This is a genomic window from Alkalihalophilus marmarensis DSM 21297 (genome assembly GCF_000474275.2).
GTDB classification, from domain to species: Bacteria; Bacillota; Bacilli; order Bacillales; family Bacillaceae_D; genus Alkalihalophilus; species Alkalihalophilus marmarensis.
The window spans coordinates 26414-43419 of record NZ_ATAE01000050.1 but is presented as its reverse complement, the minus strand read 5'-3'; the positions used below and the strand labels follow the sequence as shown (position 1 = coordinate 43419).

Sequence of the window (17006 nt, the reverse complement as noted above, 5' to 3'; positions counted from 1 at the left end):
TTTGTGTGGCTGGGTGGGCCTTGCTTTTTTGTGACACCTAAGGAGGAGCGCCTACTCTTTTTTGAAAACTAGAGGATAAGGGTGGTTATCATGAGCAGCATTCGGAGAGAAACAGATGTGATCTTAATTGGTGCAGGAGTTATGAGCGCGACTTTGGGTTCAATGTTAAAAGAGTTAGCGCCGGAGTTGGAAATCAAAGTATTTGAGAAGCTGGCAAAGGCAGGAGAAGAAAGCTCGAATGAATGGAATAATGCAGGGACTGGTCATGCCGCGTTATGTGAACTTAACTATACGTCTGAGAAACCTGATGGATCCATTGATGTAGACAAAGCAATCAAAATCAATGAACAGTTTCACCTTTCAAGACAATTTTGGGCATATCTCGTAAACCAGCAGTTAATCCGTAACCCAGAAGAGTTTATTATGCCAATTCCTCATATCAGCTTAGTTCAAGGGGAAAATAATGTAGCGTTCCTTAGAAATCGTTTGGAAGCGCTATCAAAACACCCGCTGTTTAAAGGGATGGAATTCTCAGAGGATCCAGCAACATTGAAGGAATGGGTTCCGCTCATTATGGAAGGTCGCAAAGAGAATGAACCGATCGCGGCAACGAAAATTGATTCTGGAACAGATGTTAATTTCGGTGCCTTAACACGGATGTTATTTGATCATTTACAAAAACAAAATGTAGAAACTAAATATAAACATACTGTCGAAGACTTTAAGCGTATGGATGACGGCAGATGGGAAGTTAAGATTCAGGATGATTCGACTGGAAACATTGAGTATCACATTGCTAAATTTGTTTTCATCGGTGCCGGCGGAGGCAGTCTCCCGCTTCTTCAGAAGACAGGTATTCCTGAATCCAAGCATATTGGAGGATTTCCTGTAAGCGGATTATTTATGGTCTGTAAGAATCCAGAAGTGGTAGAGAGGCATCATGCCAAAGTATACGGTAAAGCAAAAGTCGGGGCTCCTCCGATGTCTGTTCCGCATCTGGATACGCGATATATTGATAATAAAAAATCGCTGTTGTTTGGACCGTTTGCCGGATTCTCTCCGAAATTTTTGAAAACGGGTTCAAACCTTGATTTAATTGGTTCTGTCAAACCTAATAATGTATTGACGATGCTTGCTGCAGGTATGAAAGAGATGTCACTAACAAAATATCTTATTCAGCAAGTGATGTTATCAAATGAACAGCGTATGGATGAACTGCGCGAATTTATGCCAAACGCCAAGAGTGAAGATTGGGAAGTAGTAGTGGCAGGACAGCGGGTACAAGTAATTAAAGATACTGAGGCTGGCATGGGAACGCTGCAATTTGGAACAGAAGTAGTGAGTGCATCTGATGGCTCAGTGGCAGCATTACTAGGAGCCTCACCAGGCGCTTCTACAGCTGTTCACGTCATGATTGAAGTATTCCAAAAGTGTTTCCCAGAGCGTATGAATGAATGGGAGCCAAAACTTAAAGAGATGCTTCCAACATACGGAGTGTCACCAGAAGTGAATCCAGAGCTTTTTGACCAGGTTCATGCTTCTACTTCTCAAATCCTTGGTTTGGGTGTAGAAGAGCCGGTATTTGCATAATATTCAAAGCAAACGAGGTGAATGCCTCGTTTGCTTTATTTATGTAGAGACCTTCCGATCAACCGCTTGAGGAGGTTCTTCTAGCCACTGATTTTCAATCATCAAAAATAACCCTTCCCCGTAATACTTTCTAAACCCAAGAGATACTTTAGTGAGTTTAATAAACAGGTCTGTCCGCAAGCTGGAATTCATAGCTTGGGTGATCATCACAAAACAGTACATTCCAAGACAAGTATTCACAAAGAACAACATCAGCTTATCTGAAAAGGGAGAGGTTTGTACCGGATTTATTTTATAATGACCGGATGCAGCGACAGGAATATTTTCTTTCGTGAAAATCTCATTTAGCTGATCTATCGCATATTGCAAGCCTTTTTGTCCTTTTTGAAAATGTTTTTTCAGCTCTTTTGTGGAGGCTGTTTGACCAAAGGCTGTCATCACCATCTTTGAAAACTGTGCACGGTGTGTAATTCTTGTTAGATTAGCGATTTCCGCGACATTTAACGGTCTGTGTTCACTTAGCCGCTCTGTAAGATATGTTTTACTCTCCACAAATTCTACTTTAGAATCTAGTGCCACTTGAGGAGGCTCTATGTAGAGACCTTTTCTTACCAATGCACGAACGATTTCATTTTGTATGTCGGAAGTGAATTGCAGACATGATTGAAAATGCTCTCTTATTTCAGCATTTTCACAGTCAGACAGTGCACTTGAGTACGTCGTCATTGACAATAGCGTGATATCTTGGCAGAAGTACAACATAAATGAATCGCCGAATAACTTCCCAGCATGGAGATTCATATCTTTATCAGTAAAGCCGATAGGAAGGGTTACTTTACAGGCATTAAAGATTTTCTTAAGCTGCTTAATGTTTTTTTGCGAATGAAGAAGCATCTTTTTAATTATTAACTGGATTTCTTTATCTTCAGCGGTCATTAAGAAATAACGGAAAAACTGATGTTCCATACTATTTTTTAAATAGGAAGACCAGATATTAGATACTTCAGTAGGTGATATATCTTTTACATGCTTTCGACTAGGAAACGCACACATGGTATTCACTCCTTTCATTATTAGTGTAGCTCTAAAAATGATAATTATTTACATAATCATTTTTTAAATAAAATTCTCTCAAGCTATTGAATATTTATGCACAACAATGATATATTATTAATTATTATAAAGATAAAACCATTACTTAATGTATTAAATATACAATTTATTGACTATAGGAGAGAGAAAAATGGGAGCTAAATCATTACAACATAAAGAACAAACGTCATCTTATACAAAAGAATATACAGCTAAACAATATATGAAATTTTGGCTGCCTTCCTTAATTGGGGTTTTACTTTTTTTAGTACCTATTTCTGTGAATGATAAAGTGACAATTGGGTTAGGCGTTCTTGCAGACGCCTTGCAGGGAGCGATTGCTGATTACATCCCGCTCTTTATGACCACTGTATTATGTGCATCAGCTGCCGGTAGTTTGCTAGTAAAGGGGACAAACCCAAATTTCATTCAAAAGAATGCTTTTCTAAAAGGATTATTCGATGTGTCACCGCTCTGGCTTGTCCTTAGATGTCTAGGCGCCGCGTTTGCTGTTATGACGTTAACAGAGATTGGTCCAGGGTTGGTTTCGTCTGAATTTACAGGCGGTGTTGTTTTATATGATTTAATTCCTGTATTAATGGTTTGGTTTTTATTTGCTTGTCTGTTTATGCCTTTATTACTTCAATTTGGCCTTATGGACTTTATTGGTTCCTTGGTTCGTAAAATTATGCATCCATTATTCAAGCTGCCTGGACGTTCTTCTGTCGATGCGCTTGCATCCTGGATGGGAAGCGGAACAGTTGGAGTATTGCTGACCACACAGCAGTATGAATCAGGATACTATACGAAACGGGAAGCATCGGTTGTAGCGACTAACTTTTCGATTGCCTCGATAGCATTTAGTTTGGTTATTGCGACGTTTTTAGATATTAATCATATGTTTATTCAGTTTTACTTCACAGTTATTATAACGGGAATTGTGGCAGCCGTTATTTGTCCGAGAATTCCTCCGTTGTCATGGAAGAAGGACACGTATTATGAGCCTGTGGGGAAACAAATTGATGAAGTAGTGCCAGAAGGTGTTTCCAGCTTTAAATGGGGCGTGCAAAAAGCGGTGGAAAAAGCGAGCGAAGTAAAAAGCTACCGCAGTGTTGCATGGGGCGGTGTGAAAAATGTCATTGATATTTGGTTTGCTTTAATTCCTTTAGTCATGGCGCTTGGAACAATCGCGCTCATTATTGCAGAATTTACGCCAATCTTTACGTACTTGTCTTATCCATTTGTCCCGTTCCTTCAGCTGCTTGGTATTCCAGAAGCTGAAGCTGCAGCACCTGCGATGATCGTTGGGTTTGCTGATATGTTCCTGCCGGCTGTCATCGGAAGCGGCATTGAATCTGAACTGACTCGTTTTGTAATTGGAGTTATGTCATTAACGCAATTAATTTATATGTCTGAGATAGGAATCCTGTTATTAAAATCGAAAATTCCTCTTTCCTTCGTTCAGTTATTTGTGATTTTCTTACAAAGAACGATTATTACCTTGCCAGTAGCAGCGGCAATGGCTCATCTTTTCTTTTTCTAAATGATATACTGTGTTACAAAGGAAAGCATTGGCAAATACCAATGCTTTTCATTATGTTATGACGAATAATGTCCGTGATCATATAGGAGTGATAATGTGAACATTGAATCTTTTTTATCAAAGCATAGTAAACCAGCTCTTCAAAACGATCCTCCGGGAAGCTGGATGCCTCAGCTGCCGGAGAAATGTATACGTCTTTCTTCGGGGTATCCTGATCCCTCTTTAGTGCCTGTAGAGCAGCTTAATAAAGCAGTGAACAGACTGCTCGAAGAAGAGGGGGACCTGCCTTTGCACTATCTTGGCAGCCCTAGAATTGACCAATTAAAAACGCAAATTAATCATCGATTGAAAGAGCGCGGCATGGATTTAGAAGAAGAGGAACTGTTGATTACCTCTGGTGCCTGCCAAGCGATTGATCTGATTGCCCGGGTTTTCATTGATGAGGATAGTGTAGTGGCTGTTGAATCTCCTACTTATATGGAGGCACTCGAAATTTTTCAAAACTACACGAACCATTTTATCAGCATCCCAATAGATGAGCAGGGGCTTCAAACTGAGAAATTAGAAAAGATGCTTGAGGATCGGAGCGCAAAGGATATGCCGCTGCCTCGTCTTTTATATACGATACCCACCTTTCATAACCCAACAGGTACAACGATGACTGCCGCACGACGCAAGCATGTGATTAAGCTGGCTGAAGAGTACAATTTTCTCGTTTTAGAAGACGATGCGTACGGAGACTTATATTTTGAGAAGCCAGAAGCAACGCTTAAATCATTGGATCAATCGAATCGTGTTTTGCATGTGGGCTCGTTATCAAAAGTAGTCGCACCTGGCATGCGAATCGGCTGGGTTGCAGCAGGAAAAGAATTTACGGATGCTCTAAATTGGTTTAAAAAAGATCTAGATCAGCCATTTGCCCAAGCATCGATGGCTGCTTATTTGGAGCAGATTGATTTGAATGAGCGCCTCTATACATTACGTACTGCATATCAACAAAAGCGTGACGTGCTGATCTCAGCGCTTGAAGAACATCTCCCTGATTCAGTGTCTTGGAATGTTCCAAAAGGAGGGTACTTTATTTGGGTGAAGGCTGATGATTTGGATACAGCTCATTTATTAGATCAAGCGCTAGATGCGGGAGTTGCATATGTCCCAGGAAAGTACTTTTTCTTACCTAGTGATGAGAAAGCAGCATATTTGAGACTTTCCTTTAGCTATGCATCTGAAGACGAGCTTGTAGAGGGAGTTAAGCTGCTTGCTAACGTACTAAAAAGGTCTTAATAATCAATAAGCATAGAGGAATCGAATCGTGATTATACGAGGTCTTCTATGCTTTTTTTGATTGGTAGGGCACGATATAGATGCCATCGTCATACAGCCAATCGGCATAAACGATATCTTCTGGTCTGTTGTAGCCATGAGAGATCAGCTGACTCATCAGCCAGTCATGATTAAAACCAAGCTCCTTTAAGTTATCATCTATAATTTCCCCATCTGTAATTAATGTGGTGCAAAGATATGTAGTGCTTACAGGTAGGTTTAAGTCTTCAAGGGTTACCTTTTGATATTTATTTTTCTTTAAAATGCTGATCGAACCGTTAGACTCTAAAATTGCATAAGCGACTTCGCGCAGAGAAAAAGTTTCGCTTTGACGCAGTGAACTAAGCAGCTGATTAATGTTCATACGGTTCTTTTTAAGCTGCTCTCGGTCAAGCTTGCCGTTACGAATGATGATGGACGGCTTCCCTTCTAAAAGGCCCCTCACAGAACGGTGCTTTAACAAATACTTCTCCATCACTATCATTAGAAATCCCCATAAGAGAACAACGTAAATGATATAGAAAATGCTGACGTTCGTCTCAAATATTCCGTTACCTAGCAGCTCTGATAATACAATAGCCGAGACAAAATCAAACGGAGTTAAATGACGGATCGTCGTTTTGCCAAGTAATCTAGTAATCAAGAAAAGCAAAAAGAATCCTATTACAATTTTAATCGACATATCCATAAAACCCGGCTCCATACAATCCTCCCCTAGCAGACTAGTTTTTATTACTAGTTATGGACAAGGAGGGAGGAGTTTATGCAACCGACGATGATAACCTTTAAAAGTTACTCTTCTTTAAGACGAATGATTTGTATTTATTTTGCCAATCTATGTATGCTAAAAGAAGCAAATAACTGGAGGTGTCTTGCAATGGGTACAGATGGTGAACGTGTGATACGTGATCATTGGAAGGTGAAATACAATAAGAATGGATATCCGCATGTCCAGCAAGGCTGGGTTCTCCCGCCGGATAAGATGGCAGAGTACGATCCTTTTATCTTAATGGCTGATGATTGGTTTAAGCGAGGGACGTTCTCGGATCATCCGCACCGAGGATTCCAGACGATCACTTATATTATTGATGGCAGGTTAGAACATACAGATAACAATGGAGGCCATTCAGTGCTTTATGCAGGTGATGTACAGTATATGAATGCCGGAAGCGGGGCGCGCCATGCTGAGGAAGCAGTGGATGATGATCTTATTCACACGCTGCAGCTGTGGCTGAATTTACCTAAAGCGTTAAAAGGAACGGAATCATCCTATCAAAATGTACTGGTGGAAGACGCCCCTAGAGTAGAAATAGATGGCGGTTATCTGCGTATTTACTCAGGAGAAGCAGAAGGGATTAAAGGGCCGATGGATTCATTAGTGCCAATTAATATGTTTGAGCTCTACTTAAAAGAAGGGGAGAGCTATTCCCTCAAACTGCCCCAAAATCATAACGGCCATATTTATATGCTCCAAGGAGAAATGACCTTTGCAGATAAAGTGACAATGGGGAAAACAGAAGCCGGGCTGCTGTCATATCAAAAAGAGGCAAGTGACGATGCGTTTGATCATTTGCATATTAAGGCGAATGAAAGATCAAGAATGCTTATTTATACAGGTAAACCGATTAATGAGCCTGTAGTAGCTCGCGGGCCGTTTGTGATGAATACAGAAGATGAAATTCATGAAGCCTTTAATGACTTCAGAATGGGACGGTTTGGTCCCTCTTCTCAGTAAATCTTTGGTGTCACTCGTTATGCAGCGATGGATGACCTGAGTGTTTGCACTAACCAAATGATTCTGTCACGATAAAGGCAGTAAAGAGCACTACATTTATTAAGGAGGCATACTAATAATGAGGCTAGAAGGCAAGAAAGTCATTCAAATAGTCAGTAAGGATTTTGAAGACCTGGAATTATGGTATCCTGTTCTGCGCTTGCGTGAAGAGGGTGCAGAGGTACATATTGCAGGTGAAAAAGCGAATGAAACTTATATCGGGAAATACGGAGTGCCGATTGTTTCAGAGTACTCATTTGAAGAAATCAATCCAGAAGAGTATGACGCGATTTTAGTGCCAGGAGGCTGGTCTCCTGACTTATTAAGAAGATTTGATTCCGTGTTGAATATGGTTCGTACGTTAAATGAGCAGAACAAGCCGATCGGGCAAATTTGCCATGCTGGCTGGGTTTTGATCTCAGCGAAAATCCTTGAGGGCAAGACGGTGACAAGTACTCCTGGAATAAAAGATGACATGATGAATGCCGGGGCCACTTGGGTTGATGAGCCAGTTGTTGTAGACGGTAATATCGTATCCAGCCGCCGCCCGCCTGACCTTCCAGATTACATGAGAGAATTCATTAAAGTTCTCGAGTCATAACGATTTGAAGAAACCCCGCTGTCAATAAGCGGGGTTTTCGTAGATTGTAAAGCCATTCAATCGGCATTTTTCCCCCAGCTGCATAGTTGTTTCATCGTTGGCTGCAGTGTATATGCTTTTTTTGTTAGCTCATACTCAACATGTAGAGTTTTTCCACTGTATTCGGTTCGTTTAATCATACCAAGACTTCCTAGTTCTCTTAATTGGTCTGTTAGGACTTTACGATTTACTTCTGGTATAGCACGTTCTAATTCAGAAAATCGTTTCGGCCCTTTCTCTAACGCGCAATAAACTTGAGGACGCCATTTGCCGCCAATGATAGTCAATGCACGGTTTACAGGAAAAAATTCTGGTTTCACTCAAGCCTCTCCTCTCTTACATTACCGTTACTTGAAAGTGCGTACTGGTAAGGGTGTTAATCATCAATTAACATAAAACATTATAAAGAATTTTAGACATAGGAGGAAGAAGAATGACTTATCCAAGAACGTTTTCTCATATTGGCTTATCAGTGCCTGATATAGATGAGGCAGTTGCATTTTATCGTGAAGTAATGGGGTGGTACGTTATTATGGAACCCTCCGAAGTGATAGAGGATGATTCTGCTATTGGCATTATGTGTACAGATGTGTTTGGTAAGGGGTGGGAGAAATTCCGAATTGCTCACCTTTCTACGGGGGATAGAATAGGTGTCGAACTATTTGAGTTTCCTCAAAACGAAGACCCTGAAAATAATTTTGAGTATTGGAAAACGGGTATTTTCCATTACTGTGTTCAAGACCCTGATATTGAAGGTCTTGTTGAGAAGATTAAAGCATCTGGCGGAAAACAACGTATGCCGATTCGTGAGTATTATCCAGGTGAAAAACCTTACCGTATGGTTTACTGCGAGGATCCATTTGGCAACCTGGTTGAAATCTACTCTCATTCATATGAGCTCACTTACTCTGAGGGAGCTTATTAAGAGAATGCTGACTCCTGCAGTTCAAGGACTGCAGGAAGTTCCTTATACCTATCTTCCTTACCTATTAACTATGTATGTAATTTTGTACTAATTTATGGTATTTTAAGTAGTAGATAAGACCTGATTAGGCAGAGTGGGTGAGGAACGTATGGGAGTAGAGGCGGATATTAAGTCCTTTATAAAGAAACGAAATCGATTAATGATCATAGTATTATGGCTCTCATATGCATTGACGATGGCTGTTTTCATATTTGATCCGGTGTATTCATCTAAGTGGCCTCCAGTCGGTTTTTCTTTATTAATTGGACTGATGTTTGTAAGAAAGCTGCTTAAAAATGAATACTGGATGATGTATATTATCTCCTTTACGATGTTCTTCTACTTATTTGTACTGAATGTAGAGTTTCCGTATTTAGTAAACTATATTTATATCTTGCTTGGAATTATTATTACATCCCTATACCAGCATTACGGGGTAACGATCTTCTCAGGTGTACTGGCGATTTTTTCGTTAACATACTTTTTTTATACCTCGTTTGAAGAGATCTTTACTACCGTTGAGCCTGTTGATATTGCTTATATTATCGCCTTGTCGATCATTATGATGATGTTCTTTTTATTTCATATTAAATTTACAAAAAGCTTATGGGTGAAGGCTAGGTTAGGAGAGAAGCAGGCGAAGGAGAAGCTTGCGTCCACTGAGAATTATTTGGATGCTTTCTTTACACAAACGAGTGAGGCTATTGTGGTTTATGATTCAAATGGAAAGATTATAAACGTAAACGAGTCATTTAGTTCTTTATACGGGTGGGAGTATGAGGAGCTGGTTGGTCATCATATTAATGAATTTATTCCGCCGCAATGGGAAGCAACCTCTGAGCTTGAGATGATACATAAATCTAGGGAAGGCAAGCCATTATCAGTAGCCATTGCCATTTCCTATATTAAAGATACAAACGGAAAGGTTGTCGCTTATTTAATGATGATCTGGGACATTTCTGAACGTAAGCGTACAGAAGCTCAGTTAAGACAATCTGAGAAGCTGAAGGTAGTCGGAGAACTAGCAGCTGGCATTGCTCATGAGATCCGCAATCCAATTACCGTGTTGTCAGGCTTTACACAGTTAATGGAAAACTCTCATCATAAAGAGATGATGCAGGCTGAATTGAAGCGGATGGATGGAATTGTCGAGGAGTTATTAATTCTTGCAAAACCTCGTGCAGCAGAGCTTGCACCTATTTCTATTAAAGAATTGATCGAAGAAGTGATCTTGTTATTTGAATCAATTTGTATGACTCACAAGATTAATGTGAACTGGAATAATAATCATACCCCTCTGATCTACGGAGATTATAATCGATTAAAGCAAGTGCTGATCAATGTGTTTAAAAATGCGATTGAAGCGATAGAATATAAAGGATGCATTGAGATTACATTATCCACTATTAAAGATCAGGTGTATATTCATATTGAAAATGACGGTCCTCCGATCCCGAGTGAGATGCTATGTGAAATTGGTTCTCCTTTCTATACAACAAAGGAAACAGGCACTGGGCTTGGGTTGATGATCTCATCCTCAATTATGAAAGAACATGAAGGTTCTCTTTCTATTAAAAATCGGGAAGAATGCGGGGTTGTCGTCACCCTTACTCTCCCTAGACATAACGGGGAACGTATGTAATTTCCATATAGAGACACAGCATTAAGGATTGTCAAGAACTTTGGCAATCCTTATAATGGGTTATAGTGTGTCTTTTCAGGGCACGATGGTTGAGGGTGTTCTCTAGATATGGGACAATGAAGAGATGCAACGTTGTGTATACACTGGCTTATAATAGATGTCACTTAGACTTTGGGAAATATATAAATTGAAATGAGGGTTTTACATGCATAAAGAATCCATTTACGGTTTAACGATGGATCAGTTGACTGAATGGCTGATGGAGCGCGGACATAAGAAATTCCGTGCGACTCAAGTTTGGGACTGGTTATATAGAAAACGTGTGAAAAGCTTTGATGAGATGAATAATGTAAATAAAGACTGTCTAGAGCTTTTAAGAGAGAATTTTGTAATCTCTACTCTAACTGAGCATGTGAAGCAGGAATCTAGTGACGGTACCATTAAATTCCTCTTCAAACTGTATGACGGCAACTTAATTGAAACAGTCTTAATGAAGCATAAATACGGTTTGTCTGTTTGTGTCACGACTCAAGTAGGCTGTAATATCGGCTGCAGCTTCTGTGCGAGCGGCCTGTTAAAGAAAAGCCGTGATCTATCAAGCGGTGAGATCGTTGAACAGATTATGAATGTTCAGCATCACTTAGATAGTGTTGGAGAAGACGAGAGAGTCAGTCACATTGTTGTGATGGGGATTGGTGAGCCATTTGATAACTTTGACAATATGGTTGATTTCCTTGAAGTAGTGAAAGACCATAAAGGACTTGCTATCGGAGCTCGTCATATTACGGTATCTACAAGCGGATTGGCAGATAAGATCTATGAGTTTGCAGACCTTAAGCTGCAAGTAAACTTAGCGATCTCACTTCATGCTCCTAATAACGAGCTAAGAACGAAGATTATGAAGATCAACAAGGCGATTCCGATTGAAAAGCTGATGAAAGCTATTGATTATTATCTTGAGAAAACAAATCGTAAAATTACGATTGAGTATATCTTGTTAAAAGGCGTTAATGATCAACGAGAGCATGCAAAAGAGCTTGCAGATATGTTCAAAGATAAACGTCACTTAACGTATGTCAATTTAATTCCGTACAACCCAGTTGATGAGCATGGTCAGTATCAACGAAGCATTAAAGAAGATATTTTAGGCTTCTATGATGAACTAAAGAAAAATGGCATTAACTGTGGTGTTCGTCTTGAGCACGGAACAGATATTGATGCAGCATGTGGTCAGCTAAGAAGTAAACAAATTAAAAAAGACAAATCAAAATCAAAAGTTAAAGCATAATTATGTGCTTACTCAACATGCTTAAATCTAAAGCGAACCTGTTTAAACAGGTTCGTTTTTTTGTGTTTATCACAAGGCAAGGTAAAAACTATCTATATGTAAGAATTTACATAACTATTTTCTATGTCATCCTTGTGACTTAAGAACCGTTTGTTAGACTGGCAACATTGCTTCAAAATATTTCAAAACAAGAAATGAAATGTTAATAAAATGTCGCTAAAACCAGTACCTGTATGATTTCCTGATGGCTTAAGTTGTAAAACTAACCCTGTTTGTAATGAAAATACTGGTAATTAATTTAAACGATACTAAAGACTCGTTTTAATCATTATTTTCTAAGGAATAGACTCGTAGCCGACAGAATTTGGTTGTTCTTCGTTTGGTAATGATCAAGCCTATGATTAAGCGCAAGAAACAATCCATAAAGGAGTGAGCTAGATGAGTATTCAAAAAAGTACGGATAGTTCAAGTCTGGCAGAAGTGATTGACAGAATCTTAGATAAAGGAATTGTTATTGATGCCTTTGTCAGAGTCTCATTAGTTGGAATTGAAATTTTAACTGTTGAAGCGAGGGTTGTGATAGCTAGTGTGGACACTTGGCTGCGTTATGCAGAAGCAGTAGGGCTTTTGCGTGATGAAGTGGAGGAAGAAGGCCTGCCCGAGAGAGGTCAGAATACACAGCCGCAATTTAGTTTCTAAAGGTATATAAAGATATAATTTATTACATTTATAAGAAAAGAGGTTGAAAGGATATGACAACAAAAGAAGAGAGCAAACAAAGCACAGAGAAAAACAACCAAACGAATTCTATGAACTTAGCATTGATCGGCGGGGTAGTCGGAGCAGGAATCGGTTTATTATCAAGTCCAGGTACAAGCAAGAAAGTAATGAAAAGTTTAAGTGAGTCTGAAGTAATGAGGTCGGCAGGAAAAGAAATAAAAAGAACAGCTCAAGAAATCTTAATGGAGCAAGCAGTTAACAGCTTTAGACAAACGGCCACCGGTTATATGAACGGCGGAGGGTTTCTACCAAAGAAAAGAAACGAACAACAAGAGGATCAAGAAGGCGAGCAACAAGATGAGAGCAAGGAAGAAGAATCTTCACAAGAGCAGTCTTCTTCTGAATACGAGGAAATAAAAGAGGACAACAAGCAATTAAATGATCGTTTAGAAAGAATCGAAGAGATGCTGAACAACCTAGTAGAGTCTAAGAAATAGCGTTGATTGATTTTAGCATTATCGATTCGGAATAGAGAAGGAGGCATTCGATGGGTACATTTAAAAAAGCTGCCGGCAAAGCGGCTAAAAAATTTATCGAATATACTCCAGAACCAATCAAAGAAGAAATAAAAGATACGGTCAAAGATAAAGCAAAAGAAAAGTTTGTTGAAAATGTCCAAGATAAGGCTGATGATGCGACTGATAAGCTTGAAGATGCGAAAGACGAGGGCGCAGAGAAGCTGCATGATAAGGCAGAAGAAGGTAAAGCGAAAGCACAAGATGCCTTACTGAAAGTGAAAGATAAGATAGGCAATGTAGTAGAAGCCGGGGAAGACTTTCAGGAAAAAATCAAATCAAATCAGAATGATAAAGATGACAAAAAAATAAAAGGTGTCAGCCAGATTAAAGGAGTCTCAAGCATCAAAAGTTATAAAGATGTGAAGAGCTCAAAGGATATCAAATCTTCAAATGATATTAAGACAATGGGTTCTTAATTTAGAAAGGGGTATAAAGAATGGCTGTTCAAAAAAGTACCGATAGTTCAAGTTTAGCAGAGGTGATTGACCGGATTCTAGATAAGGGGATTGTTATTGATGCTTTTGTGAGAGTTTCGGTGGTAGGAATTGAGATCTTAACAGTTGAGGCACGTGTCGTTATCGCAAGTGTGGATACTTGGTTACGTTATGCAGAAGCAGTAGGTCTCCTGCGTGATGAGGTAGAAGAGGAAGGGCTGCCGGAGCAGCCAAATGAACGAAATGCTGCATTTAGTATTTAAATGGCGTGGTCGGCCGGCTTAAGTCGGCTGCACATTGCCTGATAAGCAGGAGGGCACTATGGGAATAAAAGAAATTATGAATAATGTTGCTGACTTCTTCAATGAACACGTTGCGCCTCTTCATAAAATAACGGCAGTAGAAGAAGCGGAGAATGGCGGCTGGCACTTAATTGTTGAAGTCATTGAAGAAAAGGAATATATGAAAAAGTATGCAAAAGACGAAATGATCGGTGTATACGATGTAGCTCTAAATGAGGATAAGGAAGTGACTTCTTTTAGAAGACGTGAGGTGCGTTACAGAAGTGCCATAGATCAATGAAAGAATAGTAATGAGTAGGAGGGATGCCTAGTGACTGTATTAAAAGATAAAGTTAAAACAAAAACTGAAGCTCTAATCCAAGATGAGGACACAAAACAGCTGCTAACTCGCTCCTTGCGTTATTTAAAAGCAGGCTACCCTATTCATTACACAGGTCCAACAGGGGCCGGGAAGACATCTCTGGCACTCGCCCTTGCTAAGAGGAGGAGACGTCCGGTTATGCTGATTCATGGGAATCATGAGTTAGATAATAAAGATTTAATTGGTGGTTTTACAGGCTATACAAGTAAGAAAATCGTTGATAACTATATACGCTCTGTTTACAAAAAGGACGAAAATGTCCAAGAAACATGGAGAGATGGACGGCTGCTTGAAGCGGTTAAACATGGCTATACGCTTGTTTACGATGAATTCACAAGATCTAAGCCTACAACTAATAATCTATTTTTATCCATTCTTGAAGAGAAGATCTTGCCCCTGTACGGTTCAAAGAAAACCGAGCCGTTTGTTCCTGTTCATCCTGATTTTAGAGTCATTTTCACAAGTAATCCAGAAGAATATGCCGGAGTGTTTAAAACCCAGGATGCTTTATTAGATCGTTTAATATCGATTGTTGTGGATTATAAAGATCAAGACTATGAAGCGAATATTGCAGCGGGTAAATATGGACTTGAAGAGAGTCAGGCCAAGAAGATTACGACTCTTGTCTCGAGGTTAAGAGATGAGTGTTCAGGTGAGAACGGACCAAGTTTAAGAGCTTCACTCATGATTGCGAAACTGGTGGTAGAAGAGGGCATAGCCATTGATGGAGAAAATGAGGAGTTCAAGCAGTTATGCTTAGACATCCTAAGTCATCAACTAAGCCGCTGTATAGAAACAGAGCAACCAATCAAAGCAGCAGAAGAACTAATAGTGAAAGCACTAAAACAAATGAATATCTCTAATTAAGGTCAGGAGATAGAAATAGCATAAATAAAGGGGTTTTTAAGGATGAATCAAGAGACAAAAATGGGTACGTATATATTTTGCGGGATAGAGACGGATGTAGATGATGATTTTGGAGAAGTAGAAATTGAAGGCGAGAAGCGAAAGCTTTTTACGGTGCGTTATAAAAATGCCGCGATGGTAGCAGCAGATGTTCCAATGAAGATCTATCACCCAAACAAAGAGAATCTGATGATGCATCAACATGTTGTTTCGGTCGTAATGGACAAAAAAGACACAGTTATTCCTGTTAGTTTTGGTAATGTATTTCAGTCATCAGAAGACGTGGGAGTATTACTTGAGAATTTATATCCCCAATTTACAAAGCTGTTTCCAGAAATAAAAGGAAAAATTGAAGTCGGACTAAAGGTGATTGCTAAAAAAGAATGGCTAGAAGCTAAAGTGAAGGAAAATACAAATTTAGAGAAGATGGCGCATTCTGTTAAAGGGAAATCTGAAGCAGCAAGTTATTATGAGCGGATTAAAATTGGAGACGCCGCTCAACAATTTATGAAGACCTTGCAAAACGAAGTGAAGGAAAAGGTCTATGAGCCGTTAGAAAAGGCGGGAGTGGCTGCAAAAGCCAATGATCCGATAGGAGAAACGATGCTGTTAAACGCCTCTTTTCTCGTCGATCGGGATAAAGAAGAAGAATTTGATCAAAAGGTTAATGAGGCTCATGAAAAGTGGAATGACAAAGTGGACTTTAATTATACAGGTCCATGGCCAGCCTATAATTTTGTGAATATCAGGTTGAAAGTAGAAGAAAGCTGATGATTCATAAGCTAGTAACGGCCCCTATTAACCTAGTTATAAAAATCGGTGAGAAAGTGAAAGAAGAAACAGATAAAGAGCTTTATGATCTGCCGACGATTCAACAAAAACTGATCCAGCTCCAAATGATGTATGAACTTGGCGAAATTCCTGAGGAAGCTTATAAAGCAAAGGAAGAAGAGCTGCTTACTCGATATGAAGTGGCGAAACAGCTTGAGATTGAACAGTGGGAGCAGATGGCTCAGCGAAGAGAGAAGGAGTAGGAAAGATGGAACAATTAATTTATTTATATGGACTCATTCCAACATCTGAATTAAGCAGCGAGCCGCTTCCACCAATGAAAGGGTTTGATCAAGAGGGTGAGCTTTATCCCATCCAAATAGGGCAGCATAGTGCTGTGGTGTGCAAATTAGATGGTAGTGAGTATTCAGAAGAGAAGATCAAAGAACGTGTTGATCAAGATATGGAGTGGCTTCAGGAAAAAGCCTTCCATCACCATGAAACCGTGATGCAGTTAGCTAAAAGCTATACGACAATTCCACTTAAATTTTGTACGTTGTATAAATCAGAAGAGAGTCTAATAAAAACTATTGAAGATCAAGAGATAAAACTTGCTGAAACGTTCAGCTCTCTTAAAGGCAACGAAGAGTGGAATGTTAAGGTCTATTGCGACGATCAGCTGCTTCATGAAGAAGTAGCAAAGAATAACCCTGCAGTGGAAGCTAGAAAAGAAGAGATTAAAGAGTTACCGAGAGGCAAGCAGTTTTTTGAGAATAAAAAACTAGATAAAGTCATCGCAGAGGAAGCAGAAGCTGAGAAAGAACGTGTCGGTGAAGAGGTCCATAATCATCTGCTCGGTTATGTTTTGCAAGGTACAGTGAAAAGAAACTGGAACAAGGATGTAACCGGAAAGAAAGAGAACATGACGTGGAATGGAGTATATCTCATTCCTAAAGAAAAGGTAGAAACGTTCTTAGAACAAATTCAAGACTATGAAAAGAAAATGGGAGAAAAGGGATGGCAGTTTGTCGCATCGGGTCCATGGCCAGCCTACCACTTTTCCCAGTTTTCATAAGTG

The 17006-nt window shown here is 39.6% G+C and carries 20 protein-coding genes; 17 read left to right on the top strand and 3 right to left on the bottom strand.

Going from position 1 to position 17006, the window contains the following annotated elements; all coding sequences use genetic code 11:
- Window positions 1–90: 90 nt before the first annotated feature.
- Entirely contained in the window at window positions 91–1590 is a 1500-nt protein-coding gene (mqo, locus tag A33I_RS17205) for a malate dehydrogenase (quinone) (protein WP_022629569.1), read from the top strand.
- A gap of 39 nt (window positions 1591–1629) precedes the next feature.
- On the opposite strand, the gene A33I_RS17200 is transcribed toward mqo, so the two are convergent.
- Window positions 1630–2643 carry a DUF3231 family protein gene (locus tag A33I_RS17200; RefSeq protein WP_022629568.1) on the bottom strand — a complete coding sequence of 338 codons (1014 nt, stop codon included), beginning with the start codon at window positions 2641–2643 and terminating at the stop codon, window positions 1630–1632.
- Window positions 2644–2833: 190 nt separating this feature from the next.
- Between A33I_RS17200 and A33I_RS17195 the strand changes: the two genes are divergently transcribed.
- Window positions 2834–4225 carry a YjiH family protein gene (locus A33I_RS17195; protein ID WP_022629567.1) on the top strand — a complete coding sequence of 464 codons (1392 nt, stop codon included), beginning with the start codon at window positions 2834–2836 and terminating at the stop codon, window positions 4223–4225.
- A 96-nt stretch (window positions 4226–4321) separates the two neighbouring features.
- The gene (locus A33I_RS17190; protein WP_022629566.1) at window positions 4322–5509 is read left to right on the top strand and encodes an aminotransferase-like domain-containing protein; all 1188 of its coding nucleotides are present in this window, start codon (window positions 4322–4324) and stop codon (window positions 5507–5509) included.
- 46 nt (window positions 5510–5555) lie between these two features.
- Here the strand turns inward: A33I_RS17190 and A33I_RS17185 are convergent, their stop codons facing one another.
- Window positions 5556–6251 carry a YetF domain-containing protein gene (locus A33I_RS17185; RefSeq protein ID WP_022629565.1) on the bottom strand — a complete coding sequence of 232 codons (696 nt, stop codon included), beginning with the start codon at window positions 6249–6251 and terminating at the stop codon, window positions 5556–5558.
- 60 nt (window positions 6252–6311) lie between these two features.
- Here A33I_RS17185 and A33I_RS17180 point away from each other — a divergent pair, with 60 nt between their 5' ends.
- Window positions 6312–7283 carry a pirin family protein gene (locus A33I_RS17180; RefSeq protein WP_022629564.1) on the top strand — a complete coding sequence of 324 codons (972 nt, stop codon included), beginning with the start codon at window positions 6312–6314 and terminating at the stop codon, window positions 7281–7283.
- 118 nt (window positions 7284–7401) lie between these two features.
- Entirely contained in the window at window positions 7402–7923 is a 522-nt protein-coding gene (locus A33I_RS17175) for a type 1 glutamine amidotransferase domain-containing protein (RefSeq protein WP_022629563.1), read from the top strand.
- A gap of 56 nt (window positions 7924–7979) precedes the next feature.
- On the opposite strand, the gene A33I_RS17170 is transcribed toward A33I_RS17175, so the two are convergent.
- On the bottom strand, window positions 7980–8282 hold the full coding sequence (locus A33I_RS17170; protein ID WP_022629562.1) for a winged helix-turn-helix transcriptional regulator: 303 nt from the start codon (window positions 8280–8282) through the stop codon (window positions 7980–7982).
- Window positions 8283–8395: 113 nt separating this feature from the next.
- Here A33I_RS17170 and A33I_RS17165 point away from each other — a divergent pair, with 113 nt between their 5' ends.
- From A33I_RS17165 to A33I_RS17110, 12 genes are all read left to right on the top strand, one after another.
- Window positions 8396–8887 (top strand): lactoylglutathione lyase family protein, encoded by a 492-nt coding sequence (locus tag A33I_RS17165; RefSeq protein ID WP_022629561.1) that lies wholly within the window; start codon window positions 8396–8398, stop codon window positions 8885–8887.
- A gap of 148 nt (window positions 8888–9035) precedes the next feature.
- On the top strand, window positions 9036–10568 hold the full coding sequence (locus tag A33I_RS17160) for an ATP-binding protein (RefSeq protein WP_022629560.1): 1533 nt from the start codon (window positions 9036–9038) through the stop codon (window positions 10566–10568).
- 205 nt (window positions 10569–10773) lie between these two features.
- Entirely contained in the window at window positions 10774–11856 is a 1083-nt protein-coding gene (gene rlmN, locus A33I_RS17155; RefSeq protein ID WP_022629559.1) for a dual-specificity RNA methyltransferase RlmN, read from the top strand.
- Window positions 11857–12294: 438 nt separating this feature from the next.
- Entirely contained in the window at window positions 12295–12555 is a 261-nt protein-coding gene (gene gvpA, locus A33I_RS17150) for a gas vesicle structural protein GvpA (protein WP_012960867.1), read from the top strand.
- A gap of 53 nt (window positions 12556–12608) precedes the next feature.
- Window positions 12609–13073 (top strand): GvpT/GvpP family gas vesicle accessory protein, encoded by a 465-nt coding sequence (gene gvpT, locus A33I_RS17145; protein ID WP_022629558.1) that lies wholly within the window; start codon window positions 12609–12611, stop codon window positions 13071–13073.
- Window positions 13074–13123: 50 nt separating this feature from the next.
- Window positions 13124–13570, top strand: a complete 447-nt coding sequence (gvpQ, locus tag A33I_RS17140) for a gas vesicle protein GvpQ (RefSeq protein ID WP_022629557.1) — start codon at window positions 13124–13126, stop codon at window positions 13568–13570.
- Between the two features lie 20 nt (window positions 13571–13590).
- Window positions 13591–13851 (top strand): gas vesicle protein GvpJ, encoded by a 261-nt coding sequence (gene gvpJ / locus A33I_RS17135; RefSeq protein ID WP_012960864.1) that lies wholly within the window; start codon window positions 13591–13593, stop codon window positions 13849–13851.
- Between the two features lie 58 nt (window positions 13852–13909).
- Window positions 13910–14170 (top strand): gas vesicle protein GvpO, encoded by a 261-nt coding sequence (gvpO, locus tag A33I_RS17130; RefSeq protein ID WP_012960863.1) that lies wholly within the window; start codon window positions 13910–13912, stop codon window positions 14168–14170.
- A gap of 30 nt (window positions 14171–14200) precedes the next feature.
- A complete protein-coding gene (gene gvpN, locus A33I_RS17125; protein ID WP_022629556.1) occupies window positions 14201–15118 on the top strand; it encodes a gas vesicle protein GvpN in 918 nt (305 codons plus the stop codon).
- A gap of 42 nt (window positions 15119–15160) precedes the next feature.
- The gene (locus A33I_RS17120) at window positions 15161–15928 is read left to right on the top strand and encodes a GvpL/GvpF family gas vesicle protein (protein ID WP_022629555.1); all 768 of its coding nucleotides are present in this window, start codon (window positions 15161–15163) and stop codon (window positions 15926–15928) included.
- Complete coding sequence (locus A33I_RS17115) at window positions 15928–16191, top strand: gas vesicle protein GvpG (RefSeq protein ID WP_022629554.1); 264 nt, start codon at window positions 15928–15930, stop codon at window positions 16189–16191. Before A33I_RS17120 ends, A33I_RS17115 begins: the two co-directional genes overlap by 1 nt.
- A gap of 5 nt (window positions 16192–16196) precedes the next feature.
- Window positions 16197–17003 carry a GvpL/GvpF family gas vesicle protein gene (locus A33I_RS17110; protein WP_022629553.1) on the top strand — a complete coding sequence of 269 codons (807 nt, stop codon included), beginning with the start codon at window positions 16197–16199 and terminating at the stop codon, window positions 17001–17003.
- The last annotated feature ends 3 nt before the right edge of the window (window positions 17004–17006 follow it).